Raw genomic sequence first — 24,746 nt, forward strand, 5'->3', positions numbered from 1 at the left:
CTCGTGGTGGTGTGCGAAGGCCGTGGTGGTCGTACGCGAAGGCCGCGGACGTGGTGCGCGGGGGCGCAGTGCCGCGCGGCCGGTCAGGGGCCGGGGTCCGGCGCGGGCTCGGCCGCCAGCGCCGCGAAGGCCTGGTCGATCAGATCAGGGAGGGCCGCACGGGAGTCCGGGGCGATCCAGAAGCGCACGGCCGTCCCGAACGCCCCCACCGCCAGCGACGTCGCCAGCGCGGGCCGCAGCTCGCGGCCCGGGTCGAGGCCGAGCCGCCCGGCGATCACCTCCACCGTCGCGGCCTCCGCCTCGTCCCTGACGTGCCCGTACGCGGCGAGCAGCGACGGCTCGTGGTGCAGCAGCCGCAGCAGCTCGCCGGAGCGGGCCCGCTTGTGCCAGGCGCAGGGGTCCCCGGCCAGCCAGTCCCGCAGCGCGCGGTGGTAGGCGGTCAGCGGGTTCTCCCCGGCGGGGCGCGCCGCCAGGGCGGCGTTGATCCGGGCGAAGTCGGCGCGGAGGGTGTCGACGACCGCGTCCTCCTTGCCCGCGAAGTAGCGGGAGAAGGTGCGCCGCGAGACGTCGACGCGCTCGCTGATGGCCTCGACGGTCACCTGGTCGAGCCCGTGCTCGAGCACCAGGTCCACCGCCGCGCGGGCCATGGCCTCGCGACTCTCCTGGACTTTGCGGACCCGGCGGCCCTCCGTGCTGCTCATGGCCCCGACTGTACTCCTCGAAATGTCCCATCGGGACACTTGGCTCGGTGGGACAGGTCACCGACCGGCCGCGGACGCGCGTCAGGGGCCGCCCCGTACGGGACGACCCCTGACGTACTGCTCCTGCGACTCCTGCTGCTCCTGCGCGTGACCGGCCGGCGCTACCCCGCGGCCCTCGTGAAGCCGGGCACCGACGGCAGCACCTTCTCCGCCAGGCCCAGCAGCACCGCTTCCTCCGGCGCGACGCCGTCCGAGCGCCACACCGACATCGTCAGCGAGCCGCCGGTGTCCTTCGGGTCCAGCGCCACGGCCAGCGTCCGGGCCGGGACCCCGGACCCGGTCCGGCCGGTGCTCTTGCCCGGTTGGAAGCTGATGCTGATCGTGCGGTCGGCGTACGTGAACGCCGGGTGCCCAAGGAACCGGTGCACGGTCGACTCCGTACCGAGCAGCGGCGCCAGGGCCGAGACCGGCACCCGGTCGTAACTGGCCTCCACCGTGACGGTGTACGTGTCGAACTCGACCCGGGCCTGCGACGTGTCGACCTTCCTGCCGTCGCCCTTCTTCGACGAATGGCTGCTGCCGTAGGCCGACTTGGGCTTCTCGACCGGCGTGCCGAGGAGCTGGGCGAGGTCGGCCCGGTTGAGCGCGTCGCACAGCTTCGTGCCCGAGACGTGTCCCGCCGGGACCTCCTCCTCCCGGTCCCCGTGGTCACAGGCCGCGGGCTGCCGCGCGGCGTCGTCCTGCCGGGACTTGTCCTGCTGCCCCAGGTACAGCAGCCCGACACCGAGCGCCCCCACCAGTGCCAGCGCCAGTACGGCCTGCGCCCATGGGCTGGGCGCGCCCTTCTCGTCCGTCATGTCCCCCCACTTACGAAGATCCCCCCAATACGTGCCCGGGGACCATAACCCGTGATCAACTCCCCGACAAGAAGCTTCTTCCGAGGTCAGGCGGCTGATATTGCGGCGCGGCTCGGCGGGCGGTGTGAGAGGCTCCCGCCCCATGGACGACAACAGGCGCGCGGCGCCGGACTTCCGTACGACCGGCGGGCCGGTACGTGGGCGCTGGGTGGCGGACGACGTGGTGGCCGCACTCGGAATCCCGTACGCGGCACCGCCGTTCGGCCCCCACCGCTTCCACGCGCCACGGCCCGCACCGGCCTGGGACGGCGTCCGCGACGCCACGGCCTTCGGACCGGTGGCACCGCAGTCGGCCGAACTGCCGGGCGCCCCCGTCTGGCGCCCCGGCGACGAGGACGTCCTCACCGTCAACGTCTGGGCGCCACGCCCCGCCGCCGGGCCGATGCCGGTGCTGTTCTGGATCCACGGCGGCGCCTACGTGATGGGCTCCTCCGCCCAGCCCGACCACGACGGCGCCGCACTGGCCCGCGCCGGACTGGTCGTCGTCACCGCCAACTACCGGCTGGGCTTCGAGGGGTTCGGCCGGGTGCCGGGCCTGCCCGACAACCGCGGCCTGCTCGACCAGGCCGCCGCCCTGCGCTGGGTCCGGGACAACATCGCGGCGTTCGGCGGCGACCCGGCCAACGTCACGGTCGCGGGCCACTCCTCGGGGGCGGGGTCCGCCGTGTGCCTGATGGCCTCGGAGCACGCGCGCGGCCTGTTCCGCCGCGTCATCGCCCACAGCGTGCCGCACGCCTTCCACACCCCCGCGCAGGCCGCCGCCACCACCGGGCGGATCGCGGCGGCGGCCGGGGTCCCGGCGACCGCCGAAGGCCTCATCGCCGCCTCCCCGCGGGACCTGGTCGCCGCCGTCGACGCGGTCGCCGCCCAGTACGCCGCCGACCCGGTGACACCGGTCCAGGCGTACGACCCCGTGGTCTTCCAGCCCGTCCTCGACGGCCGGGTGCTCCCCGCCGACCCGCTCGCGGCGCTCGCCGCCGCCCGCGCCCGCGACGTGGACCTGCTGGTGTGCCGCGCCGACGAGGAGTGCTGGTTCCTGCACGAGGTCGGGGCCGTCCGCCCGGTCCGTACCGAGCCCGAACTCGCGTCCTTCGTACGGGCGCTGGGCCTGCCGGACCACCTGCTCGCCGCGTACGCCGAGGACCTGCCCGGGGCGCCGGTCCTCGACCGCTACCTGGCCCTCTTCGGCGACGCGCGGTTCGGCGAGTACGGCGCACGTCTCGCCGAGGCCCACGCCCGCGCGGGCGGCCGCGCGCACCTGGCCCGCTTCGCCCGCGACCGCACCGCCGACGGACGTGCCGTACGCCCCTGGCACACCGCGGACGTCCCCTTCGCCTTCGGCAACCTGGACGCGCACGGCGCCGCCTTCCTCATCGGCGGCGCGCCCGACGAGCAGGACCACGCGCTGTCCCGCCGGATGCGGGGCGCCTGGGCGGGCTTCGCGGCCTGCGGCGACCCCGGCTGGCCCGCGGTGACCGCCGACGCCTCGCCCGTACGCGTATGGGCGACCCCGGACGACGGCCTCGCCGACGACGCGACCAGCGAGGTCCGGGCGCGGTGGCGCACGGTGCCCTTCGCCGACGGGTCCGGGCCCGGCCGGGACAAACCGGTTGGCGCCGGGGGCCCCGCGCCCGCATGATCACCGCATGGACCACTTCCTGGAGACCGAACGGCTCGTCCTGCGGCCCTTCACCGAGGCGGACGCCGACGACGTGTTCGCCCTGGACGACGACCCCGAGGTGATGCGCTTCATCAACGGGGGCGAGCCCGCGGACCGCGACGTGGTGCGCACCCGGACGCTGCCCCGGCTGATGCGGGTCCATCCGTGCTGGGGCCATCGGGGCTACTGGGCGGCGGTGGAGAAGGCCACCGGGGCGTTCCTGGGGTGGTTCGAGTTCCGCCCGCCGGCCGAGGACGACGCCGCCGAGGTCGAGCTCGGCTACCGGCTCAACAGGGCGTCCTGGGGCCGGGGTTACGCGACGGAGGGGTCCCGCGCGCTCATCGCCAAGGGCTTCGCCGAGCTCGGCGTGCGGCGGGTGACCGCGAACACCATGGCGGTCAACACGCGTTCGCGCAGGGTCATGGAGAAGTCGGGGCTGGTGTTCCTGCGGCACTTCGACGGCGAGTGGCCTCACCCGATCGAGGGATCGGAACACGGCGAAGTGGAGTACGAGCTGACCGCCGCCGATCCGCACCGGGGCCGCTGATCCCCGTATCGTCTGCGCGCCCTCAACTCCCTTGCGGCGCACGTGATCTGGGCAGTGTCGCCGGACGGTCCTGAGGTGCGGACCGGGCCGTGGTGGCGCGTGTGGCGGGACCGGGCGGGCGCGCCGATGGCCGAATTCCGGCCATGCCGGGGCCACTTACCCGCGCGTGTACTTCCGGGCGGCGCCGGCGCCTTCCTAGGATGGCCGCCCACCACAGGAGCACGAGCAGGGGGACGGACCAGTGTCGAGCCAGCAGTGGAGCCCGCCGGGGATAGATCCGAACGTGCCGAGCGTGGCGCGGATGTACGACCACCTGCTGGAAGGCCGCGACAACTACCAGTCCGACCGGGACGCCTGCGAGGTGCTGCTGCGCGAGGTGCCCAGCATGAAGGACCTCGCGCTCAACAACCGCGAGTTCCTCCGCCGCGTGGTGCGCTGGCTCGCCGCCGAGCAGGGCATCTCCCAGTTCATCGACCACGGCTCCGGCCTGCCGACCCGCGACAACGTCCACCAGGTCGCCCAGCGGGTCAACCCCGCCTCGCGCGTCGTCTACTGCGACAACGACCCCATCGTGCTCGCCCACGGCCGCGCCCTGCTCGGCGCCGACGAGCGGACGGCGGTCCTCCAGGCCGACATGCGCGACACCGACCACATCTTCGGCCACGCCGACACCCGGCGGCTGATCGACTTCGAGCAGCCGGTGGCCGCGCTGTTCGTGTCGGTCATGCACTGCATCCCGGACGACGACGACCCGGCCGGCCTGGTGCGCGAGGTCGCGTCCAGGCTCGTGCCGGGCAGTTTCCTGGTCGTGTGCCAGCTGGTCAGCGAGGACGAGCAGGTACGCAAGTTCGTCACCGAGTACATGGCCGCCGCGACCCAGGGCCACTGGGGCCGGGTCCGCCAGAAGGACGAGGTCAGGACCTTCCTCGCCGACGAGCGCCTGGAACTGGTCGACCCGCCCGGCCTCCTCGAGGTGTCCGAGTGGATGCCCGACAACGAACTGGTCAGGCCCCAGCGCACCTTCGAGTGGGAAGAGTGGGGCGGGGTCGCCCGCGTACGCGCCGTCTAGACCCCCGTGCTGCCGTCCAGCAGCTCGCGCACGATGTCCAGGTGCCCGTTGTGCCGGGCCGTCTCCTCGATCAGGTGCAGCAGGATCCAGCGCAGGTCGACGTACCTGCCGCTCCCGGTCGGTTTCACGGCCTTGGTGTCCAGGTCGTGCGCGGCCACCAGGGCGCGCAGCCGGACGCTCTGCTCCTCGTACTCCGCGAGCAGCTGGGGCAGCGGCACGTCCACGGCCGTGCGCATCTCGGGGTCGGGGTCCTCGTCGGTGGCGTCGGCGAGCGGGCCCTGGAGCTCGCCGCCCAGGAGCACCACGTCCAGCCACCAGTGCTCGACCCAGCGCAGATGGCTGATGACCCCGCACAGGGTCATCAGGGGCGACCCCGGCAGCGGGGCCTTGCGGGCGTCCTCGTCGGAGACGCCCTCGCACTTGGCGCGGGCGGTGTCGCGGGCGTAGTCGAGGAAGGTGGACAGCTGGGTGCGCTCGTCCCAGGCGGGAGGCGTGTCGGTAAGTCGAGTCATCGCCGGGAGTCTGACGTACGGGGACCTGCGTGTCGAACGCTTTTACGCAGGTGGAGCCGCCGGGTCCGGCCCGGAGGGGGTGGGTCCCGCCCGGTCCGCTGATCCGCCCGCCTTGATAGGCAAGCGTGGGCTTGCCTATCCTGGGTCCATGGCTGACGATGTCTTCAAGGCGCTGGCCGACCCCACCCGCCGGCACATACTCGACGGGCTGGTGGAGCGGGACGGCCAGACGCTGTTCGAGATCTGCGCGCGGCTGGTGTCCCGGCACGGCCTCGGGCTGTCCCGCCAGGCGGTCAGCCAGCACCTGGCGGTACTGGAGTCGGCGGGCCTCGTGGTGACACGGCGCGAGGGCCGCTACAAGTTCCACCACCTCGACACCGACCCCCTGCAGGCCGTCGTGACGCGATGGCTCAGGCCCGAACCCCCGGAGAGCACCCCGTGAAGATCTACATGACCAGCGTCTTCGTCGACGACCAGGAGAAGGCGCTGCGCTTCTACACCGACGTCCTGGGCTTCGTGACCAAGCACGACGTCCCCGTCGGCGGCGACGACCGGTGGCTCACCGTGGTCTCCCCGGAGCAGCCCGAGGGCACCGAGCTGCTCCTGGAGCCGTCCGGGCACCCCGCGGTCAAGCCGTACAAGGACGCCCTGGTCGCGGACGGCATCCCGGCCGCGTCCTTCGCGGTGGACGACGTCCAGGCCGAGCACGCGCGGCTGACCGCCCTCGGCGTCCGCTTCACCCAGGAGCCCCTGGAGATGGGCGACGTCACGATGGCGGTCCTGGACGACACCTGCGGCAACCTCATCCAGATCGTGCACACCAAGGCGTAGCCGATCGCGCGCACCAAAGCGTAGCGGCCGTGCCGTGCGCCGGGGCTACTGGCCCACGCGGCCGTCGATCCGCTCGCGCAGCAGGTCGGCGTGGCCGTTGTGGCGGGCGTACTCCTCGATCATGTGCACCAGCACCTCCCGCAGCTCCACCGCCTTCCCGTCGGGCCGGGTGCCGGTGACGCCGAGCGAGGCGGCGCCGTCCGTGAACCGCTCGGCGAACGCCACCTCGGCCCGCCACGCGGCCCACGCGGCGGCCACCGTCCCGGCGTCCGGGAGCGCGTCGTCGAAGGCCGCGTCGAGGTCGTCCGGCGTGCGGAAGTGCCAGGACGCGGTCTCACCCGCCATCACGACCCGGAACCACTTCAGTTCCACGTCCGCCAGGTGCCGCAGCAGGCCGAGCAGGGACAGGCTCGACGGTTCCACCGCGCGCCGCGCCAGGTCCGCCGGGCCGAGGCCGGAACACTTGAGCTCCAGGGTGAGCCGCTGGTCGCGGAGGTAGCCCGCGAGCACGGCCCGCTCGCCGCGGAACGCCCCGTCGGTGCGGGGGTCCTCGCCGGGGCCGACGAACATGTTGGACCAGCCGAAGCGCTGTTCGGGGAAGTCCCCGGCGGGCCGTGCCCCGGTGGAGGGGGACGCGGAGTCCGTGTCGGGGGCTGCGGACGGGGACGCGGGGTCTGTGGCGTGCGACATGTACGCGATCATCGGTGATCCGCGCCGCGCGCGCGAGGCCCTCACGTCAGCCGCCGTCCTCCAGCCTGCGCTGCTGCTCCTGGAGCCACTTCAGGGACTGTTCCGGGGTGCGGGTCACCGCGGCCAGGCGGTCGAGGAGCTGGAGGTGGTGCTCCACGCGGGCGCGGTCCTGGAGGAAGATGCTGCTGCTCGCCTGCTCGGTGTAGACCGCGTCGTCCAGCTCGGCGGCCGAGAAGCGCAGGTACGTGATGTTCTGGGTGATCGGTACGCGCGCCATGGTGCGGGGCGAGACGACCTGGACGGGGACCTGGCCGCCCCAGGCCGCGTCGATGAGCCGTCCCAGCTGCTCGTGCAGGACGGCCTTGTCCTCGACCGACCACAGCAGGGCCTCCTCGCGCACCGCCACCCACAGGCGCGGGTTCGCGGCCCGGTCGGCCTGGGCGCGGAACTGCTCCTGGCGCGCCATCCGCAGCTCGACCAGCCGCTCCACGTCCCACTGGGGGCGCAGGGGCCACTCGGAGCGGATCACGGCCGCCGCGTAGGCGGGCGTCTGCAGGAGGCCGGGGACGTAGTTGGGCTCGTACACCCGGATCTGGTCGGCCGCGTACTCGAGGGCGAGCAGCGGGTGGAAGAACTCGGCGACGCTGTCGTTCCAGCGCTGGAAGTACTCCGGCCGCAGCGACTCCTCGACCAGCCGGACGAACTCCTCGACCAGGTCCCGGTCGGTGACCCCGTAGAGCGCGAGCAGGGCCCGGGCGTCGGGGACCTTGCAGCCCTGGCGGCCCAGTTCGATCCGGTTCAGCTTGGCCTGGGAGAAGCCGAGTTGCCGGCAGACCCGGCTGGTGGGCAGTCCGCTCGCGTCGCGCAGGTCGCGCAGCTTGCGCCCCGTGATGACCTTGAGGGCGGAGGGGCACCCGGCGGCCCGGCCCAGGTCGCGCAGCGGCAGGACGTGCGCCGCGCCGCCGCGGTGCGCCGCGGGGCGGGGGAGCGCCCCTCCCGGCTCGGGCATGCCTGTGCTCCTCTTCGGAGTGTTCGGGGTCTCAGGAGATCCCCAAGTATCGCGACGGCGGCCCCGGCTGAGGCGAACTTCCCCCTTCCTCAGGGGATTTCAGCCAACAATGAAATCGAACTCACCTTCGTGCATACCGGAAAGGAAGGCCTCGGCCTCACGCGCCGTGAACACCAGCGCGGGACCGTCGGGGAAGCGCGAGTTGCGCACGGCCATGCCGCCGCCGTCCAGCGACGCCACCTCCACGCACGAGCCGTCCCCGTTGCTGTGGCGGCTCTTGACCCAGACGACCCCCTCGATGGCGCTCGCCCGGACCCCGTTCTGCGCGGCCTGCGACATGGTCTTCCTCCCCTGGTGTCGCACGGGCGTTCCACCCCCGTGCCGGGGCGCCGTGGAATCCCGGATGAAATTCCATCCTCCGCCCCGCGCGGGAACGTACCCCTCCCGGTCGCCGGGCCCGCCTTGTTCGAAGGAAATCCCGCCGGGCGGTGGCCGGGGCGAACCCGCCGTGAACGGCTCCGAGGCCGGTCCCCGCAGGGTGGGAACGGCGTGCGCGGGGACGGAGATTGGCGCGGAAGCACCCTCGGCGTTCACTGGAACGGGTGAAGCGCGCGCGGCGCTCGAACTCGGCTGCGCCACCACCCCTCCTCCGCTCGTGCGCCCGCCCCGCCCTCCGGCGCACGCGGCGCGCGTCGGGCTGACGTGCGGGAGCCGTTCGGCGCGCCGCGCGCACCGCATGACTTATGTCCCGATATGCATGCCTTCATGACCGTTCTGGTCCTCGCCCACTTCGTCCTCGCACTCGGTGCCGCCCCGCTCGTCAGCCGCGCGGGCCCACGTGCGTTCCTCCTGCTCGCCCTGCCCCCGGCGGCCGCGCTCTGCTGGGCGCTGACCCAGTGGTCCACCGTCACCTCGGGCGGCGCCGCCACCGAGTCCTGGACCTGGATCGAGGCCTACGACGTCCAGGTGGCCTTCCGCCTCGACGCGCTCTCCCTGGTGATGGTGCTCCTCGCCGCGGGCATCGGGGCCCTGGTGCTGCTCTACTGCGTCGGCTACTTCGACGCGGGGACGCGCCAACTGGGCCCGTTCGCCGGGAACCTGCTCGCCTTCGCCGGGGCGATGCTCGGCCTGGTGCTCGCCGACGACCTCATGCTCCTGTACCTGTTCTGGGAGCTCACGACGATCCTGTCGTTCCTCCTCATCGGGTACGACAGCGAGAAGCGCGACAGCCGGCGCTCGGCGCTCCAGGCCCTCACCGTCACCACGCTCGGCGGACTTGCCATGTTCGTGGGCTTCCTGATGCTCGGCCACGCCGCGGGCACGTACCGCATCTCCCGCATCCTGGAGTCCCCGCCCGCCGCGAGCAGCACCCTCTCGGCCGCCGTCGTGCTCATCCTCTGCGGCGCCCTGGCCAAGTCGGCGATCTGGCCCCTCAGCCTCTGGCTGCCCAACGCGATGGCCGCCCCCACCCCCGTCAGCGCCTACCTGCACGCGGCCGCCATGGTCAAGGCGGGCGTCTACCTCGTCGCCCGGCTCGCCCCCGCCCTCAGCGACACCGCCCCCTGGCGCCCGCTGCTGCTCACCCTCTCCACCGCGACCATGCTGTTCGGCGGCTGGCGGGCGCTGCGCCAGAGCGACCTCAAGCTCGTCCTCGCCCACGGCACCGTCAGCCAGCTCGGCTTCCTGGTCGTCCTCGCGGGCGCCGGCTCGTACAACACCGCCCTCGCCGCCGTCGCGATGCTCCTGGGCCACGCCCTGTTCAAGGCCCCGCTGTTCCTCGTCACCGGCATCGTCGACCACGCCGCCGGCACCCGCGACCTGCGCCGCCTCTCCGGCGTCGGACGGGCACTGCCCCTGGTGTGCGCCGTCGCCGTGGTCGCCGGCGCGTCGATGGCGGCGCTGCCCCCGCTGCTCGGCTTCGTCGCCAAGGAAGCCGCCTTCGGCGCCCTGCTCGACGGCAGCCCGGCCGAGCGCTGGGTGCTCGCCCTCATCGTGCTCGGCTCCGCGCTCACCACCGCGTACACCCTGCGCTTCCTGTGGGGCGCCTTCGCGCGCAAGCCCGGCACCCCCGACACCCGCGTCCACCCGGTGGGCGCCGCGCTCCTGGCGCCGCCCGCCCTGCTCGCCCTCGGCTGCCTCGCCCTCGGCCCCGGCATCGGCCTGCTCACCACCCTGTTCGAGCGGTACGCCGAGCAGTTCCCGGCCCCCGCGCACCCCTACCACCTCGCCCTGTGGCACGGCTTCGGCCTGGCGCTCGGCCTGTCCGCGCTCGCCTGGCTCGGCGGCGCCGCGCTCTTCGCCCTGCGCGAGCCCGTCGCGGGCCTGGGCCGCCGCCTCGCCTGGCCCAGCGCCGACGACGCCTTCGACGGCACCGTCCTCGGCCTGGAACGCACCGCGCTCCAGCTCACCGGATCCGTCCAGAAGGGCTCCCTGCCCGCCTACGTCGCCACCGTCATGGGCGTGATGCTCACCGGTCTCATCGCCGTCCTCGCCACCGACCGGCCCTGGCACGGCGCCCCCGCGCCCCGCCTCTGGGACTCCCCGTGGCAGGCCGCCGTCGGTGCCCTGACCTGCGCGTGCGCCCTGATGTGCCTGACCGTGCAGCGGCGCATGAAAGCCGCCGTCCTCGCCGGGCTCACCGGCTACGGGACGGCCCTGCTGTACGTCGTGCACGGCGCCCCGGACCTGGCGCTCACCCAGTTCGGCGTGGAGACCGTCTCCACCGTCGTCCTGGTCCTCGTCCTGCGCCGCCTGCCGCTCTACTTCGGCGACGCCCGCCACCGCTACCGCCGCGCGGCCGGGATGGTCATCGGCGTCTGCAGCGCCGTGGTCGTCTCCGGCGCCCTGTGGCTGGCCGCCGCCGCGCGCCGCGCCGAACCCGCGGGCGCCGCGCTGGTCGAGGAGACCGCCCACCACGGCCTGAAGGACGTGGTCGCCGCCATCCTGGTGGACTTCCGCGCCTGGGACACCCTGGGCGAGTCCGCCGTCCTCGCCGTCGCGGTCATCGGCGTGATGAGCCTGCTCTACGCCGACCGCGGCCAGGTGGTGCCCGCGGGCCCCGCCCCCGACCTGCCCGACGGCACCACCGCCTGGTCCCTGGGCAGCAAGAGCCGCCCGGCCGCGGGACCGTACGAGGAAGGCGCCCCCGAGCACGGCTGGCTGGTCGCTGGGGACACCCTGGCGCCCCAGCACCGCTCGGTCGTCTTCGAGGTCATCGCCCGGCTGATCTTCCACCCCATCCTGATGCTCTCCGTCTACCTGCTGCTGTGCGCCGAGAACCTGCCCGGCGGCGGCTTCGTCGGCGGCCTGGTCGCCGGCGTCGCCCTCACCATCCGCTACCTCGCGGGCGGACGGCACGAACTGGAGGCCGCCGCGCCCGTGCACCCCGGCTTCTTCACCGGCCTCGGCCTCGCCCTCTCCAGCACCGTCGGCCTCGCCGGGCTCATCGACGGCACCGTCCTCAACGCCTGGACCTGGAAGGGCCACCTGCCCCTCATCGGCGACTGGCACGTCGGCACCGCCGTCTTCTTCGACCTCGGCGTCTACCTCCTGGTGACCGGCGTCGTGCTGGACGCGGTGCGCGCCCTGGGCGGCTGGATCGACCAGCAGACCGAGCACCGGGCGGCCCGCGCGCTCGCCGGGGAGGAGCCCAAGTGACCGTCAGCGCAACCCTGTTGACCTGCGCCGCCGTACTCGGCTTCGTCGGCGGGATCCTCATCATCGCCCGCAGCCTCACCCGCGTACTGATGGGCGTCATCGTCTGCGGCAACGGCGTCAACCTGCTCGTGCTCGCCGCCAGCGGGCCCGCCGCCGACCCGCCGCTCCTCTACCCCGAGGTCGTGCGCACCGGCATCAGCGACCCGCTGCCCCAGGCCATCGTGCTCACCGCCGTCGTCATCACCCTCGCCACCACCGCCTTCGTGCTGGCGATGGCCTACCGCAGCACCCAGCTCACCGGCTCCGACTTCGTCCCCGACGACCTCGCCGACCGGCGCGTCGCCCTGCGCGCCGAGTACACCGCCGAACGCGCCCGGCTGCGGGCCCGCCGCCGCGAGGAGGGCCGCCAGGCCTGGCGCGACGCACGGCGCGACCTGCGCCAGCGGCTGCGCGAGGACCGGGCCTACCAGGCCAGGTCCGGAGAGCTCTCCGACGACCTCTGGGACGACGTCCTGGGCGCGGACCCCGAAGAGGAGACCCGGTGAACTCGCTCGTCCCCCTGCCCGTCATCCTGCCCCTCGCGGTGTGCGGCTGGTCCGTCGTCCTCGGCCCCCGCCACCCCCGGGTGCACCGCGCGGTCTCCGTGGCCATGCTCGCCGCGGTCCTCGCCGTCGACCTGCTCCTGCTGATCGAGGCCGACCGCAACGGGCCCCTGGTCTCCCACCTCGGCGGCTTCGCCCCGCCGCTCGGCGTCACCCTGGTCGCCGACCGGCTCTCCGCGCTGATGCTCACCGTCTCCGGCGCCGTCACCCTGATCGTCTTCGTCTACTCGCTCGGCCAGGACCGGCCGAACCGGGGCGGCGCGCCCCTGGACTTCTTCCACCCCGCCTACCAGGTCCTGGTCGCCGGGGTGTCCCTGACCTTCCTCGCCGGGGACCTGGTCAACCTCTACGTCGGCTTCGAGATCATGCTGATGGCCAGCTTCGTGCTGATCACCGTCGGCGCCACCGAACCGCGCGTGCGCGCCGGATCCACCTACGTCGTCGTCTCGCTGGTCTCCTCGCTGGTCTTCCTCACCGGCATCGCCGTGACGTACGCCGCCGCGGGCACCGTCAACTTCGCCCAGCTCGCCACCCGGCTGCCCGACGTGCCGCTCGGCGTGCGCACCCTGATCGAGGCGCTGCTGCTCACGGTCTTCGGCGTCAAGGCCGCCGCCTGGCCCGTCGCCGCCTGGCTCCCCGACTCCTACCCCACCGCCCCCGCCCCGGTCACCGCCGTCTTCGCCGGACTGCTCACCAAGGTCGGCGTGTACGCCATGATCCGCACCGAGACCCTGCTCTTCCCCGGCAACCGCCTCGTCACCGTCCTGATGGTCGTCTCCTGCGCGTCCATGGTCATCGGCATCCTCGGCGCGGTCGCCCAGACCGACCTCAAGCGGCTGCTCTCCTTCACCCTCGTCAGCCACATCGGCTTCATGCTGTACGGACTCGCGCTCGGCACCCGCGACGGCATCGGCGGCGCCATCGTCTACACCGCACACCACATCACCGTGCAGACCACCCTCTTCCTCGGGGCCGGACTGCTCGAACGGCGCTACGGGACCACCGAACTCACCCGCCTCGGCGGCGCCGCCCGCTCCGCCCCGCTGCTCGCCGCCCTGTGGTTCGTGCCCGCGATGAGCCTGGCCGGGATCCCGCCGCTGTCCGGGTTCATCGGCAAGCTCGGCCTGATGCGGGCGGGCGCCGCCGAGGGCAGCACCTGGGCGTACGTCCTGCTCGGCGCCGCCGTGGTCACCAGCCTGCTCACCCTGTACGCGGTCACCAAGGTCTGGAACCTCGCCTTCTGGCGCGCGGCCCCCCGCCCCGAGGAGGCAGGACCCGACGCCCCCGCGGGCGGCACCGCCGTCGCGACGGCCACCGCCACCGCCGTGCGCACCGCACCGCCCGTGCCCCGCCTGATGACCGCCGCGACCCTGGCCGCCGTGCTCCTCGGCCTCGCCTACACCGCCCTGGCCACCCCGCTCACCGGCCTCGCCGACCGGTCGGCCGCCGAACTCCTCGCCCGCACCCCCTACGTCAAGGCAGTCCTCGGATCATGAACTCGCCCACGCTCAGAGGCCGGTGGCGGCGCATCGACGTCCCGCTGATCGCCTGGCTCACCGTCATCTGGATGCTCCTTTGGTCCGGCGTGACCTGGGGCAACGTCATCAACGGCATCCTCGTCGGCGTCGTCCTGTGCCTCGTCTTCCCGCTGCCGCCCGTCGAACTCGGCCTGCGCCTGCGGCCGTTGCGCATCCTGCTGCTGGCCAAGTACCTGCTCGTCGACATGATCGCTTCCAGCGTCGCCGTCACCCGGCTCGCCCTCACCGGCCGACGGGGGCGCGCGGCCGTGATCAGCGTCCCGCTGCGCTGCCGGAGCGACCTGATGATCGCCGCCACCTCCGTCGCCGTCTCCAGCGTCCCCGGCGGCGCCCTGGTCGAGGTCAACGCCGCGACCGCCACCCTGTACCTGCACGTCTCCGGCGCCGACGACCCCGCCACCCTGGCCCGCGCCCGGCGCGACGCCTGGCAGCTGGAGACCCTGGTCGTCAAGGCGTTCGGCACCCGCGAAGAGGTCGCGCGCGTCCTGCGGGAGCCGCGCGACGCCCCGGACGAACGAGAGGGGACCGGACCGTGAGGACCGCCTCCGACCTGCTCCTGAACGCCGCGCTCGTCCTGCTGGTCATCGCCGGCGCCCTGCTGCTCGTACGCGTCGGCCGCGGCCCCTCGATGCTCGACCGGGCCGTCTCCGTCGACGTCGCCGCCGTCCTCATCATCGCCGGGATCGGCGTGCACGCCGCGATGACGTACACCCGCTACTACCTGTCGATCATGCTGGTGCTCTCCTTCCTCGGCTTCACCAGCTCCGTCGCCATCGCCCGCTTCATCGCCCTGCGCGACCGCCCCCGTACCAAGGAGCGCCCGTGACCGACTGGCACCAGGCGGCCGACCTCGCCGGCTCCGCGCTGCTCTTCGCCGGGGCCGCGATCTGCCTCACCGGAGTGATCGGCCTGGTCCGCCTGCCCGACGTCTTCACCCGCGGCTACGCGGCCACCAACCCCCAGACGTTCGGCATGCTCGTCCTGCTGGCCGGGGTCGCCCTGCGGCTGCGCTCCGGCGTCGACCTGGGCACCCTCGCCCTCGTCGCCTTCTTCCAGCTCCTCACCAGCGCGGTCGCCGCCCACCTGGTGGCCCGCGCGGCCTACCGCACCGGCCAGCTGGGCGAGTGCGCCCTCCTCCTCGACGAGCTGAGCGAGGGCCCGAACGACGACAGGCCCTGAGTACGCCACCGTGGTTCAGTGAGACCACTGACCGGACGGTCCGCACGGGCGGCCGACGGCGAGAGGAGAGCGGGCAGATGGTCATCCCCGTCCACGACATCAATCCCGTCCGGCGCACCCCCTGGGTGACGTACGCGCTGGTCGCGGCCAACGTCGTGGTGTTCCTGCTGACGCCGGGCATGGCCGGGTCGTTCACGGGCGGGGCGAGCCTCGCCCAGACCTGCCACCTCCAGGCGTTCCTGGAGCACTGGGCCGCCGTGCCGCGCGAGCTGATCCACGGTCAGCTGCCCCGGCTGGTGCCGACCGGGCAGGTCGGCGTGGGAGACGCGGGACCCGGCTGCGTGCTCGCCCCCGCCGGGTACGACAAGGTGCCGCCGCTCTCCGTGCTCTCGGCGATGTTCCTGCACGGCAGCTGGCTGCACCTGCTCGGCAACATGCTCTTCCTGTGGATCTTCGGGAACAACATCGAGGACCGCCTGGGCCGGGTCCGGTTCGTGCTGTTCTACCTGGTCTGCGGCTACGCGGCCGCCTACGGGTACGCGCTCGCCAACGCGGACTCGGCCACGCCCCTGATCGGCGCCTCGGGCGCCATCGCCGGCGTCCTCGGCGCCTACCTGGTCCTCTACCCGACCGCCCGGGTCTGGGTCCTGGTGCCCTTCTTCATCTTCCTGCCGCTGCGGCTGCCCGCCTGGATCGTCCTGGGCCTGTGGTTCGTGCTCCAGGCCTTCTACTCGTACGGCGCGGGCGTCTCGGACGCGGGCGCCGTCGCCTATCTGGCCCACGTGGCCGGCTTCGTCGTGGGCATGGCCCTGGCCGTGCCCCTGCGCCCCGGCACGGTCCCGCCGCCGGAACCGGAGGGCATCCTGTGGGGCAGGCGCTCGCGCCACCGCGGCCAGTGGTGACGCCCGGACCGGCGGAAGGCCGCGTTCCTCAGCGCCCCAGGGTGTGCGCGGGACCGACCCCGTAGGCGCGCCGGTACGCCGTGGCGAACGCGCCCGGGCTGGCCCAGCCCCAGCGCGCCGCCACCACCGCCACCGTGGTGGCCGAGCCCGGACGCGCGGCCGAGAGTTCGGTGTGCGCGTGGGCCAGGCGGACCCGGCGCAGGTACCCGAGCGGCGTGACGCCGTACTGCCTCCGGAAGGCGTACTGCAGGGCGCGCGGCCCGGTCCCCGCCGCCCGCGCGAGGTCGGTGAGCGTGACCGGTTCGTGGGCGTGCTCGTCGGCGTACGCGACGGCCCGGCGCACCGCCGGGCCGCGCACCCACCCCGGGGGGCGCGGCCAGGGGACGGCCATGGTGGCGTTGGGGAACGTGCTCAGGGCGGTGCGGGCCAGGACCTCGGTCACCGCCGCGTTCAGCAGCGGCTCCGCCAGCGGCGTGCCCGGGTCCCGCAGCAGCCGCTCCGCGTAGGCGAACACCGCCAGCCAGCGGCGCGCGGCCGGGCCGCTGACCGGCTCCGTCGCCTCCAGCGCGGCGCGGTCGTGGCCGCGTTCGGCCACCGCGCGCTCCCAGGTGCCCGGCGGCAGGGACAGGACGCTCGCCCGCAGCGGGCGCAACGCGAACCGGGCGTACGCCGGCGGGTAGGCGATCAGGTCACCGGGGCGCACCTGACGGTCGGTGCCCGGGCCCGCCATGCCGGACGAGCCGCTGCGCACGTGCCCGAAGACGCCCGTCGGGTGGACGTGCGTGACGACGTCCGCCTCCGTCCGCACGTCGAAGCCGACCAGGGTCAGCCCGCCCGCCCCGTGACAGGAGAGCGAGATGCGGAAGGGGGAGCCGTCCCCCGGCGGGCGGAAGCGGGCGCGGCCGTACAGCGCGCTGACCGCCTCGGTCGCCTCGTCCGGGTGGGACGCGCGGATGCTCTCGGTACGGACGGCCAGCAGGGCCGGCTCCACCGGCGGCCGATCCTGTTCGCTCTCCTGTTCCCGTTCAGGTTCCCGAGCCACGCGGTCCTCCCTCGCCTGGTGTCCCCGCCGCCGTCACACCGGTGGCGGCGGCCGGTTGAGCGTCGCCGAAGGGTTCGTTCCGTACGCGGAGCGGTAGTACGCCGCGAAACGGCCGGGGTGCGCGAAGCCCCAGCGTGACGCGACGTCGGTGACCGTGGCACTGCCGGGCCGCGCGTCCCGCAGGTCGTCGTGGGCCCGCGCGAGGCGCACGTCGCGCAGGTAGGCCAGCGGGGTGGTGCGGATCTGGGCGAACGCGTACTGCAGGGCCCGGGCCGTGACCTGTGCGGCCGTGGTGATGTCGGACAGCGCGACGGGCTGGTGGGCGTGCGCGTGGATGTAGTCCACGGCCCGGCGCAGCGTCGCCGGGTACGCGTCCGGGACGGCGGGACCGTGCGGGCGCGGCATGCAGCCGAGCAGACTGGCGGCGAGCAGGCGGGCGAACGAGTCCAGCAGGGCCGGCGAGCCCGCGCCGTCCTGCGGGCCGAGCGCCAGCACCGTGCGCAGGCAGCCCACCGTGGCCTCCAGGCGGGCCGCCGCCTCGGGGGCGACGGGCAGGTGCTCGACCACGTCGAGCCGGCCCGTCGGCGGACCGGCACCCGCCACCGTCGTGTCCACGACGGTGGCGTCCAGGAGCGTCTCCAGGCCAGGCTCCCCGGGCGCGCACTCCGGGTCGTGGTAGTGGGGCAGGTCGCGGTGGCAGACCAGGGCCAGGTCCCCGGCCGGACGCAACCGGCGCACCGCGCGCCGTATCCGCGCCTGGTCAGGGGTGCGCTCGGGGGCGGCGAAGCGCAGGCACAGGGCGTGGAACGGCAGGGGTCCCGCGGTGCGCGCATGGGCGCGGACGACGTGGTCGACGGTGACCGGCCCCGAGGCCAGGTGCGCGAGGCAGTGGTTGTCCTGCCCGGCGCCCAGCAAGGCGATGCGACCGTAAACATGGACGAACGGGAACCGGTCGTGTGGCGTGTTCACCAGCAAGTCACTCCCCGGGAGTGGCGGGGCGCACGCGACGAGCTGCCGGTGTACCCCGAGTATCCCTCGATACCGCCAACTCTCCCGCGCGGCAAGGGGGGTTGACAGACGCGCCACGGACCTGCCGGGGCCCGGAGCCGCTTCGCTGGGCGGACTGGCGGCCCGCGTACAAGCCAATCGAGCCATTTCGCCGCGCAGGCTGCGCGCGGGCGGCGGGAGCCGTCAGCATGGGCGGAGGCGTCCTTCCCGTCCGCGAAGACGGGGCGAGGAGCCGGGACCAGGACACCCCGGGCGGGGGCGGCGGTGATCCGACGCCGATCGGGATCAGCGCGCACGCCACCGCCCGTGGTCGGTCCGGTCCGGCCGCACAGGGCGAGGGGAGCCGGTGCGGAAGGACCGGCCGGGTGCGGGCGCGCGCCGCTCCGGCGGCTCGCGCCCGCACGCCCGGAAACAGGACGGCCGGCCGTACGGAATCGGCCGGACCGTCCCCGTGCGCCCCGATGCGCGCCATGATGGAGCCGGTTCGAGGGAGGGCGCCATGGCGGGGCCGGAACAGCCTGCGACCGGAGTGGAGTCGTACCTCACGCGCTCGCTGGACGAGGCGCGGACGGCCGTGGCGGCCCACTTCTACGACATGCGGTTCGAAGTGACCGGTGTGCGCGAGGACTTCGCCCTGTCCCTGGACGTGGTCCAGGTCGGTGCCCTCACCATCGGGCTCGCGCACTACACCGCCCAGGTGCGTACCGCGTTCGGCCAGCCCGGCGCGTTCCACCTGGCCCTGCCCTTCGAGGGCGGGCTGAGCGTCCAGCAGGGCCTGGCCGACCCGCTGTACGCGTCCGCCCGCGAGGGCGTGCTCTTCGACCCCGCGCAGTACATCCGCATCGACGAGATCTCCGCGGGCTGCCGGGTGCTCACCGTAAAGGTCGACAAGACCGCCGTCGTACGGCAGTTGGAGCAGCTGATCGGGCGGCCCGTGCCGGGTGAGCTGAGGCTGGGACCGCGGGTGGACCTCACCGGCGGCCGGGGCCGCAGCTGGCTGGAACTCGCGGCGTGGACCCTGCGCGACCGTGCCGACCCCGGCGGCCTGCTGCACGAGCCGATGTTCGCCGGACGCCTCGAACAGTCGCTCCTGGAGGGCTTGTTGCTCACCGCCGACCACCGCTGGCGCACGGTCCTCGAACGCCCGGCCCCCGGCATGCGCCCCGCCCACGTCAAGCGCGTCATGGACGCGGTGCGGGACCGGCCCGCGGAGCCGTACGACGCCAATGGACTCGCGGCGATCGCCCAGGTCAGCGTGCGCACGCTGCAGGACGCCTTCCGCCGCAGCCTCGGCATGTCCCCGATGGCGTACGTCTCCGAGGTCCGCCTGGAGCGGGCGCACCGCCAGCTGCGCAGCTCGGCGCCGGGCGCGGCGACGGTCACCGAGATCGCCCGGCAGTGGGGCTTCGCCCACCTGGGCCGGTTCGCCCAGCGCTACCGGGCCCGCTTCGGCGAGAGCCCGTCCCAGACGCTGGCCGCACGCTGAAGAGGGCCGCCCGTCAAGGGAGTTCACCGGATGGACAGCCGCGGGCCACGACGCCACTGCGTTTCGCGGACAGCCCCGCGCTTAGCGGATCGTCGCCGGAGCGGCCCGGGCCTACGCTTCCTGATGGCCGCAGGAGCGTGGTGGAGGGCGGCACACGGACGGAGTCGGCGCCGCCCGTCTGCAGCCTCGCCACCCCGGTCCCGGCCGCCCCGCGGTGGTGCCCTCCGGACGCGGCCCGGACCCTGCCCTCCGCCTTCGCCCGCCCTCGGATGTGAGAGGCTCCCCGGGGAACGGGCGTGCGGTGTCCTGAGGGCATCGGCGCGGGGGAGTGACGGCAAGGGCGCGCATGGGCACGGTGGCGGCGGCACAGAAGCTGGTACCAGTCCTCCTCGCGTTCGGCGCGGGCGTCGTGCTGGCCCGGCGCAAGGTCGTGCCGGCCGACAGCTCCAAGGCGTTCGCCGACTACGCGTTCCTCTTCGCGGTGCCCTGCTTCCTGTTCGGCAACATCTACCGCAGCGACCTCGGGCGCCTCTTCGACTGGCGGGCGATCTCGGGCTACGCGGCGGCGGCGGCCGTCGCCGCGCTGCTCGTGGGGACGGCCGCGCGGACGCTGGGCGTGCGCGACCCGCGCGCCGTGGCGCTGCGGATCATGGCGGCGGTCCAGGTGAACACCGCGTACTTCGCCGTGCCGGTCTTCGTGATGCTGTTCGGCGACGCGGCGCCGATCTTCCCCGTACTGCTGTTCCAGGTGTGCGTCCTGTCGCTGGTCATCCTGTCGATCATGGAGCTGGGCCGGGAGGACCGTTCCGGCGGCTTCGGGAGGCAGCTCGGCGCCGCGGTGGGCGCGTCGCTGATGACGCCCCTGGTGATCGCGTGCAACGCGGGCATCCTGCTCAACCTGCTGTCCGTCGGGGTGCCCGGGGTCCTGCTCGACGGCTTCGACTTCGTCGGCGACAGCGCCTCGCCGGTGGCGCTGTTCGCCCTCGGGCTGCACCTGGGCGGCAGCGGGCTCGCGGTGCGCGGCACCAGCGTGCAGGAGGGGCTGCTGATCGCCTTCAAGTGCGTGGCCTTCCCCGCGCTGACGTTCGCGGTGTGCCACTACCTCTTCCGCCTCGACGGCACCTGGCTGGCCCAGCTGGTGCTGATCGCGGCGATGCCGACGCCGCAGAACCTGTTCGTCTTCGCCCAGCGGTACGACGTCGACGTGGGCCTGTCGGCGTCGGTGGTGGTGAAGAGCTCGGCGGTCGCCCTGGTCCTGCTGCCCCTGTGGACCCACCTGGTGGCGCGCTGGACGTGAGCCGCCGCGGCCCGGTGGCGCGCGACCGGGGCGGGGGACACCGGGCCGGACGCGACGGGGGGCGCGGCCGGCCCGGACGGGAACGAATCTAGCCACTCCCGCTAACGTCTCGCTAACACGCTTCCGGAAAGCCCCTGTTGGGGCGGGGAGCGTGCTGACCGGTCAGGCCGCGGGCCTGCCCGGCTGGTCGTGCGTGGAGCAGTGGATGCCGCCGCCGCCCGACGCGATCGTGTCGATCTGGACCTGCACCACGTCCCGCTTGGGGAAGTGCTCCTGCAGGATCGACTTCGCCCGGGCGTCGGCCGCGCGGTCGCCGAACTTCGGCAGGAACACGGAGTCGTTGGCGACGTAGAAGTTCGCGTACGTCGACACGAAGTCGTCGCCCTCGCCGGTGATCCGGTCCAGGTCCGGCTGGGGCAGGTCGATGATCTCGAAGCGCCGCCCGCGCGCGTCGGTGGCCTTGTCCAGCACCGAGCGCGCCTGGTCGGCCGAGCGCGACCAGGAGTCCGGGGGAGTGCCGGGGTGGGCCTGGTCGAGCAGCACGACTCCGGGCGCGGTGAAGCGTACGAGACTGTCCACGTGCGCGTCGGTGATGTCCTGGCCCCGCACCCCCGCGAGCCACACCACCTTCTCCACCCCGAGGGTCTCGATCAGCTCGTCCTCGATCTGGTCCCGGGTCTTCCCGCGGTTGCGGTTGTCGTTGACGATCGAGCTCTCGGTGACCAGCAGGGTGCCCTCGCCGTCGGTCTCGAAGGAGCCGCCCTCGGCCACCAGCGGCGCCTGCTCGCGCGGGATGCCGTACTTGGCGAGGAGCTCGCGCCCGACCCGGGCGTCGTTCGCGTGCTCCTGCTTGTTCCCCCAGCCGTTGAAGTTGAAGTCCACGCCCACGACCTTCCCGCCGTCCTCGACGAAGACCGGGACGGTGTCGCGCGCCCACAGGTCGTCCACGGCCAGCGGGATGACCTCCACCTGCGAGCCGCAGGCCCGCTGGGCGGCGGCGACCTGGTCGGGCCTGGCCATCATCACGACCGCCTCGTACTCGCCCACGGCGCGGGCGATGCGCGCGATGTCCTGGCGCACGTACGGCAGGTCGTCCTCCCACACCGAGGCGAGCGCCGGCCAGGACATGAACGTACGGGCGTGGCTGTCCCACTCGGCACCGAACCGGCGCTCGCCGCGCGCGGCCGCGGCGCCCGTGGTGCGGCCAGGGGAGGACGCGGCGCCGGACGGCGCACCGCCGTCCGGCCCGCAGGCCGCGGCCCCGAGGCCGAGGGCCCCGGTGATGCCGGCGAAGGCGCGCAGGGTGGTGCGCCGGGAGGGGGGGAAGTGGGACACGAGGTGCTCCGATCAGTGGGGCCCTCGCGCGGGTCGCGGCCGCCGGCAGGAGCGGCGGCGCGTGCGGCGCGAGGTGGGGTGGCCGTACCGTGAGTCTGGCACTGACTGAAATTTCAGTCAAACACGCACAGGGGCGTCGGCGTGGCGTCATCCGCGCGGCGCAGTGCGCCCGCCTCCGCCGCGACGGCCTCCCGCAGCAGTTCCACGGCGTGCCCGACCGGCAGCACGCCGATCAGCCAGCGCGTGCTCAGCCCCTCCACCAGGACCGTCAGCCGCTCGGCGGCCCCGGTCAGCCGCTCGTGCGGCGCGCCGGGCGCCACCCGCCCCAGCAGCCCGGCGACCTCCTCCGTCCACTCCCGGCTCGCCCGCGCCAGCCCCTCGCGCAGCTCGGGCTCGAAGACCGCGCCGGCCCGCAGCTCACCCCAGACGGTGCTGTTCTCCCGGACCGCCGGGGCGTCCCGGAACTCCAGGAGGAGCCGGTCCTCCAGCTCCCGGAGCCGGTCCCGCCCCGCGTCCGGCCCGGCGGGGCCCCGCGTGTAGCGCTCGGCCCGCTCGCCGACCAGGGCCAGGGTGTGCCGCAGCAGCCGGGCCCGGTCGCCGAAGTGGTAGTACACCAGCGCCTTGGACACCCCCGCCTCGCCGGCCAGCTGCTCGATGCGCAGCCCGCGCACCCCGCGCTGGGCGATCACCCGCGCGGCGGCCTCCAGGATCGCCGTCTTCCGGTCCCGCGTCGTCCGGTCCCGCACCCTGTCTCCTCCCGAACCCGGATCTGCCCATTGACTGAAACTTTGGTCAATCGGCCGTACGGAGATCACCGTACGCGGTCGTCCGGATAGGGTTCGGACATGGCGTCTCGCAGTACTCAGATTCTGGAAGCGGCCGCCCGGGTCATCGCCCGGCGCGGGGTCCGCGGGCTGCGCGTGGAGGAACTGGCGGCCGAGGCCGGGGTCTCCACCGGGCTCATCTACTACCACTTCAAGGACCGCACCGGAATCCTGCGCAGCACGCTGGAGTTCATCAACGACCGCGCCGAGCGCTACACCACGGCCCAGGAGCCCGACGCCCGGCCGCCGACCCCGCGCGAGGAGCTGGAGCAGGTGCTGCTCCTGGAGCTCCAGGACACCCCGGAGGTGCGGGAGAACAGCACGGCGTGGGGCGAACTGCGCGCCAGCGCGGTCTTCGACCCGGTCCTGCGCGAGGACCTCGCCAGGGCCACGCTCGTGTGGGTGCAGGAGGTGGCGGCCCTGCTCGGCCAGGTCACGCCGCTGTCGCCGGCCGCCGCGCTCGCCGCGTCCGCCGAGCGGCTCACCGCGCTGCTGGAGGGGCTGAGCATGCGCTGGCTCAGCGGCGGGCTCACCGTCGAGCACGCGCGCACCCTGGTGTCCGAGGCGGTCGAGGTGGAGCTGGCGCGGCTGCGTACCGCGTAGTGCGCGCCGGCGGGGCCCCGGGGGCTCCGTGAACGGATCAGTGGCGGCTGCCCAGGGGCGGCCGCCGTTCTGCTTCCGGCACTCGTTCTCCCGTCCTCGTTCTCTTGCCCTCGTTCTTTTGTCCTCGAAGTGTTGACTGAAATTTCAGTCAGTGCCACAGTGAGGCCACTTCCGGCCCGGCCGGGCACCCCGCCCGCCTCCCGCCACGATCGAGGAGAGAACTCCCATGACCGCATTCCGCATGCCCGCCGAGTGGGCCCCGCACGAGGGCTGCCTGATGGCCTGGCCGACCCGGGCGGACCTGTGGGACGGCGTCCTCGACGCCGCCAAGCGGGAGTACGCCGAGGTCGCCCGCGCCATCGCCCGCTTCGAACCCGTCACCATGGTCGCCCCGCCCGGGTCCGCCGACGACGCCCGCGCGCACTGCGGCGAGGACGTCACCGTCGTCGAACTGCCCCTGGACGACTCGTGGTTCCGCGACTCCGCCCCGCTGTTCGTCCTGGACGACGACGGGCGCCGGGCCGGTGTCGACTTCCGGTTCAACGCCTGGGGCCGCAAGCACCACCCGTACGACTCCGACGACCGCGTCAGCGCCCTGCTCCTGGAGCACCTCGGCGTGGAGCGCATCGCCTCGGACATGGTCCTGGAGGGCGGTGCGCTCACCGTGGACGGCGAGGGCACCCTCATCACCACCGAGCAGTGCCTGCTCCACCCCAACCGCAACCCGGACCTGACCCGGGAGCGGATCGAGGCGGAGCTCAAGGCGCGCCTCGGCGTCGAGAAGGTCGTCTGGCTGCCCTACGGCGGACTGCTCGACACCGAGACCGACGGGCACGTCGACGGCGTCTGCGCCTTCGCCGCGCCCGGCAAGGTGGTCGTCTCGCTGCCCGACGACCCCGGGCACCCCGACCACGCGCGGATGCGCGCCAACCGCGCCGTCCTGGAGCACACCACTGACGCGCGCGGCCGGACCTTCGAGGTCGTCGAGGTGCCCCAGACCGCGTACGCCGAGGTCGCGGGCGCGCCCGTCGAGGTCTCGTACCTCAACTACTACGTCGCCAACGGCGGCGTGGTCGTCCCCGTCGCCGGGGTGCCGCAGGACGCCGCCGCGCTGGAGGTGATCGCCTCCGCGTACCCCGACCGCAAGGTCGTCGGCGTCCCGGCGCCGGTCGTCGCGTGGGGCGGGGGCGGCGTGCACTGCATCACGCAGCAGGTCCCGGCCGCCGGCCACCAGGACTGACCGCGACCGTCCCGCACCCGCGCACGCCCGAGCACCTTCCCGTACGCCCCCTCCGTACAGCCCCCGCGCACGCCCCTCCGCAGCCTCGCCCCGCCCG

The 24,746-nt window shown here is 73.9% G+C and carries 26 protein-coding genes; 16 read left to right on the forward strand and 10 right to left on the reverse strand.

Annotated elements, in window-relative coordinates:
- Positions 1 to 83: 83 nt before the first annotated feature.
- The gene (locus ABT160_RS20670; protein ID WP_351649145.1) at positions 84 to 701 is read right to left on the reverse strand and encodes an acyl-CoA-like ligand-binding transcription factor; all 618 of its coding nucleotides are present in this window, start codon (positions 699 to 701) and stop codon (positions 84 to 86) included.
- A gap of 161 nt (positions 702 to 862) precedes the next feature.
- Positions 863 to 1,558 carry a DUF6215 domain-containing protein gene (locus ABT160_RS20675; RefSeq protein ID WP_351649146.1) on the reverse strand — a complete coding sequence of 232 codons (696 nt, stop codon included), beginning with the start codon at positions 1,556 to 1,558 and terminating at the stop codon, positions 863 to 865.
- 142 nt (positions 1,559 to 1,700) lie between these two features.
- Here ABT160_RS20675 and ABT160_RS20680 point away from each other — a divergent pair, with 142 nt between their 5' ends.
- The 3 genes from ABT160_RS20680 (at position 1,701) to ABT160_RS20690 (ending at position 4,894) form a co-directional block, all read left to right on the forward strand.
- Complete coding sequence (locus ABT160_RS20680) at positions 1,701 to 3,257, forward strand: carboxylesterase/lipase family protein (RefSeq protein ID WP_351649147.1); 1,557 nt, start codon at positions 1,701 to 1,703, stop codon at positions 3,255 to 3,257.
- A 7-nt stretch (positions 3,258 to 3,264) separates the two neighbouring features.
- Positions 3,265 to 3,825, forward strand: a complete 561-nt coding sequence (locus tag ABT160_RS20685) for a GNAT family N-acetyltransferase (protein ID WP_351649148.1) — start codon at positions 3,265 to 3,267, stop codon at positions 3,823 to 3,825.
- A 241-nt stretch (positions 3,826 to 4,066) separates the two neighbouring features.
- Entirely contained in the window at positions 4,067 to 4,894 is an 828-nt protein-coding gene (locus ABT160_RS20690; RefSeq protein ID WP_351649149.1) for an SAM-dependent methyltransferase, read from the forward strand.
- Here the strand turns inward: ABT160_RS20690 and ABT160_RS20695 are convergent.
- Positions 4,891 to 5,406, reverse strand: a complete 516-nt coding sequence (locus ABT160_RS20695) for a DinB family protein (RefSeq protein WP_351649150.1) — start codon at positions 5,404 to 5,406, stop codon at positions 4,891 to 4,893. The genes ABT160_RS20690 and ABT160_RS20695 overlap by 4 nt on opposite strands.
- 148 nt (positions 5,407 to 5,554) lie before the next feature.
- Between ABT160_RS20695 and ABT160_RS20700 the strand changes: the two genes are divergently transcribed.
- Both ABT160_RS20700 and ABT160_RS20705 read left to right on the forward strand, forming a co-directional pair.
- Positions 5,555 to 5,848: an ArsR/SmtB family transcription factor gene (locus ABT160_RS20700; protein WP_351649151.1), complete on the forward strand. Its 294-nt coding sequence runs from the start codon at positions 5,555 to 5,557 to the stop codon at positions 5,846 to 5,848.
- Positions 5,845 to 6,237, forward strand: a complete 393-nt coding sequence (locus ABT160_RS20705) for a VOC family protein (RefSeq protein ID WP_351649152.1) — start codon at positions 5,845 to 5,847, stop codon at positions 6,235 to 6,237. Before ABT160_RS20700 ends, ABT160_RS20705 begins: the two co-directional genes overlap by 4 nt.
- A gap of 45 nt (positions 6,238 to 6,282) precedes the next feature.
- On the opposite strand, the gene ABT160_RS20710 is transcribed toward ABT160_RS20705, so the two are convergent.
- The 3 genes from ABT160_RS20710 to ABT160_RS20720 form a co-directional block, all read right to left on the reverse strand.
- Positions 6,283 to 6,807: a mycothiol transferase gene (locus ABT160_RS20710; RefSeq protein ID WP_351649188.1), complete on the reverse strand. Its 525-nt coding sequence runs from the start codon at positions 6,805 to 6,807 to the stop codon at positions 6,283 to 6,285.
- A gap of 166 nt (positions 6,808 to 6,973) precedes the next feature.
- Positions 6,974 to 7,936, reverse strand: coding sequence for a helix-turn-helix domain-containing protein (locus ABT160_RS20715; protein WP_351649153.1), 963 nt, complete (start codon positions 7,934 to 7,936; stop codon positions 6,974 to 6,976).
- A 99-nt stretch (positions 7,937 to 8,035) separates the two neighbouring features.
- Positions 8,036 to 8,275 (reverse strand): DUF397 domain-containing protein, encoded by a 240-nt coding sequence (locus tag ABT160_RS20720; RefSeq protein WP_351649154.1) that lies wholly within the window; start codon positions 8,273 to 8,275, stop codon positions 8,036 to 8,038.
- Between the two features lie 426 nt (positions 8,276 to 8,701).
- Between ABT160_RS20720 and ABT160_RS20725 the strand changes: the two genes are divergently transcribed.
- From ABT160_RS20725 to ABT160_RS20755, 7 genes are all read left to right on the forward strand, one after another.
- Positions 8,702 to 11,593, forward strand: coding sequence for a Na+/H+ antiporter subunit A (locus ABT160_RS20725; RefSeq protein WP_351649155.1), 2,892 nt, complete (start codon positions 8,702 to 8,704; stop codon positions 11,591 to 11,593).
- Positions 11,590 to 12,138 (forward strand): Na(+)/H(+) antiporter subunit C, encoded by a 549-nt coding sequence (locus ABT160_RS20730; protein ID WP_351649156.1) that lies wholly within the window; start codon positions 11,590 to 11,592, stop codon positions 12,136 to 12,138. The genes ABT160_RS20725 and ABT160_RS20730 overlap by 4 nt, the downstream gene beginning before the upstream one ends.
- Positions 12,135 to 13,691 (forward strand): Na+/H+ antiporter subunit D, encoded by a 1,557-nt coding sequence (locus ABT160_RS20735; protein ID WP_351649157.1) that lies wholly within the window; start codon positions 12,135 to 12,137, stop codon positions 13,689 to 13,691. Before ABT160_RS20730 ends, ABT160_RS20735 begins: the two co-directional genes overlap by 4 nt.
- A complete protein-coding gene (locus ABT160_RS20740) occupies positions 13,688 to 14,269 on the forward strand; it encodes a Na+/H+ antiporter subunit E (protein ID WP_351649158.1) in 582 nt (193 codons plus the stop codon). Before ABT160_RS20735 ends, ABT160_RS20740 begins: the two co-directional genes overlap by 4 nt.
- A complete protein-coding gene (locus ABT160_RS20745) occupies positions 14,266 to 14,559 on the forward strand; it encodes an MrpF/PhaF family protein (RefSeq protein ID WP_351649159.1) in 294 nt (97 codons plus the stop codon). Before ABT160_RS20740 ends, ABT160_RS20745 begins: the two co-directional genes overlap by 4 nt.
- Positions 14,556 to 14,912: a monovalent cation/H(+) antiporter subunit G gene (mnhG, locus tag ABT160_RS20750; protein ID WP_351649160.1), complete on the forward strand. Its 357-nt coding sequence runs from the start codon at positions 14,556 to 14,558 to the stop codon at positions 14,910 to 14,912. The genes ABT160_RS20745 and mnhG overlap by 4 nt, the downstream gene beginning before the upstream one ends.
- A gap of 77 nt (positions 14,913 to 14,989) precedes the next feature.
- Positions 14,990 to 15,814: a rhomboid family intramembrane serine protease gene (locus ABT160_RS20755; protein ID WP_351649161.1), complete on the forward strand. Its 825-nt coding sequence runs from the start codon at positions 14,990 to 14,992 to the stop codon at positions 15,812 to 15,814.
- A 28-nt stretch (positions 15,815 to 15,842) separates the two neighbouring features.
- On the opposite strand, the gene ABT160_RS20760 is transcribed toward ABT160_RS20755, so the two are convergent.
- Both ABT160_RS20760 and ABT160_RS20765 read right to left on the reverse strand, forming a co-directional pair.
- Complete coding sequence (locus ABT160_RS20760) at positions 15,843 to 16,856, reverse strand: helix-turn-helix transcriptional regulator (RefSeq protein WP_351649162.1); 1,014 nt, start codon at positions 16,854 to 16,856, stop codon at positions 15,843 to 15,845.
- 33 nt (positions 16,857 to 16,889) lie between these two features.
- Entirely contained in the window at positions 16,890 to 17,825 is a 936-nt protein-coding gene (locus ABT160_RS20765) for a helix-turn-helix transcriptional regulator (RefSeq protein ID WP_351649163.1), read from the reverse strand.
- Between the two features lie 538 nt (positions 17,826 to 18,363).
- Between ABT160_RS20765 and ABT160_RS20770 the strand changes: the two genes are divergently transcribed.
- Positions 18,364 to 19,350 (forward strand): AraC family transcriptional regulator, encoded by a 987-nt coding sequence (locus ABT160_RS20770; protein ID WP_351649164.1) that lies wholly within the window; start codon positions 18,364 to 18,366, stop codon positions 19,348 to 19,350.
- Between the two features lie 346 nt (positions 19,351 to 19,696).
- Positions 19,697 to 20,647 (forward strand): AEC family transporter, encoded by a 951-nt coding sequence (locus ABT160_RS20775; protein ID WP_351649165.1) that lies wholly within the window; start codon positions 19,697 to 19,699, stop codon positions 20,645 to 20,647.
- A gap of 162 nt (positions 20,648 to 20,809) precedes the next feature.
- Here the strand turns inward: ABT160_RS20775 and ABT160_RS20780 are convergent, their stop codons facing one another.
- Both ABT160_RS20780 and ABT160_RS20785 read right to left on the reverse strand, forming a co-directional pair.
- The gene (locus ABT160_RS20780; RefSeq protein ID WP_351649166.1) at positions 20,810 to 21,982 is read right to left on the reverse strand and encodes an agmatine deiminase family protein; all 1,173 of its coding nucleotides are present in this window, start codon (positions 21,980 to 21,982) and stop codon (positions 20,810 to 20,812) included.
- A gap of 113 nt (positions 21,983 to 22,095) precedes the next feature.
- The gene (locus ABT160_RS20785) at positions 22,096 to 22,728 is read right to left on the reverse strand and encodes a TetR/AcrR family transcriptional regulator (RefSeq protein ID WP_351649167.1); all 633 of its coding nucleotides are present in this window, start codon (positions 22,726 to 22,728) and stop codon (positions 22,096 to 22,098) included.
- Positions 22,729 to 22,827: 99 nt separating this feature from the next.
- Between ABT160_RS20785 and ABT160_RS20790 the strand changes: the two genes are divergently transcribed.
- Positions 22,828 to 23,409: a TetR/AcrR family transcriptional regulator gene (locus ABT160_RS20790; RefSeq protein ID WP_351649168.1), complete on the forward strand. Its 582-nt coding sequence runs from the start codon at positions 22,828 to 22,830 to the stop codon at positions 23,407 to 23,409.
- A gap of 226 nt (positions 23,410 to 23,635) precedes the next feature.
- The gene (locus tag ABT160_RS20795; protein ID WP_351649169.1) at positions 23,636 to 24,649 is read left to right on the forward strand and encodes an agmatine deiminase family protein; all 1,014 of its coding nucleotides are present in this window, start codon (positions 23,636 to 23,638) and stop codon (positions 24,647 to 24,649) included.
- Positions 24,650 to 24,746: the final 97 nt, after the last annotated feature.

The sequence above is a fragment of the Streptomyces sp. NPDC001941 genome, from assembly GCF_040296945.1.
Classification (GTDB): Bacteria; Actinomycetota; Actinomycetes; order Streptomycetales; family Streptomycetaceae; genus Streptomyces.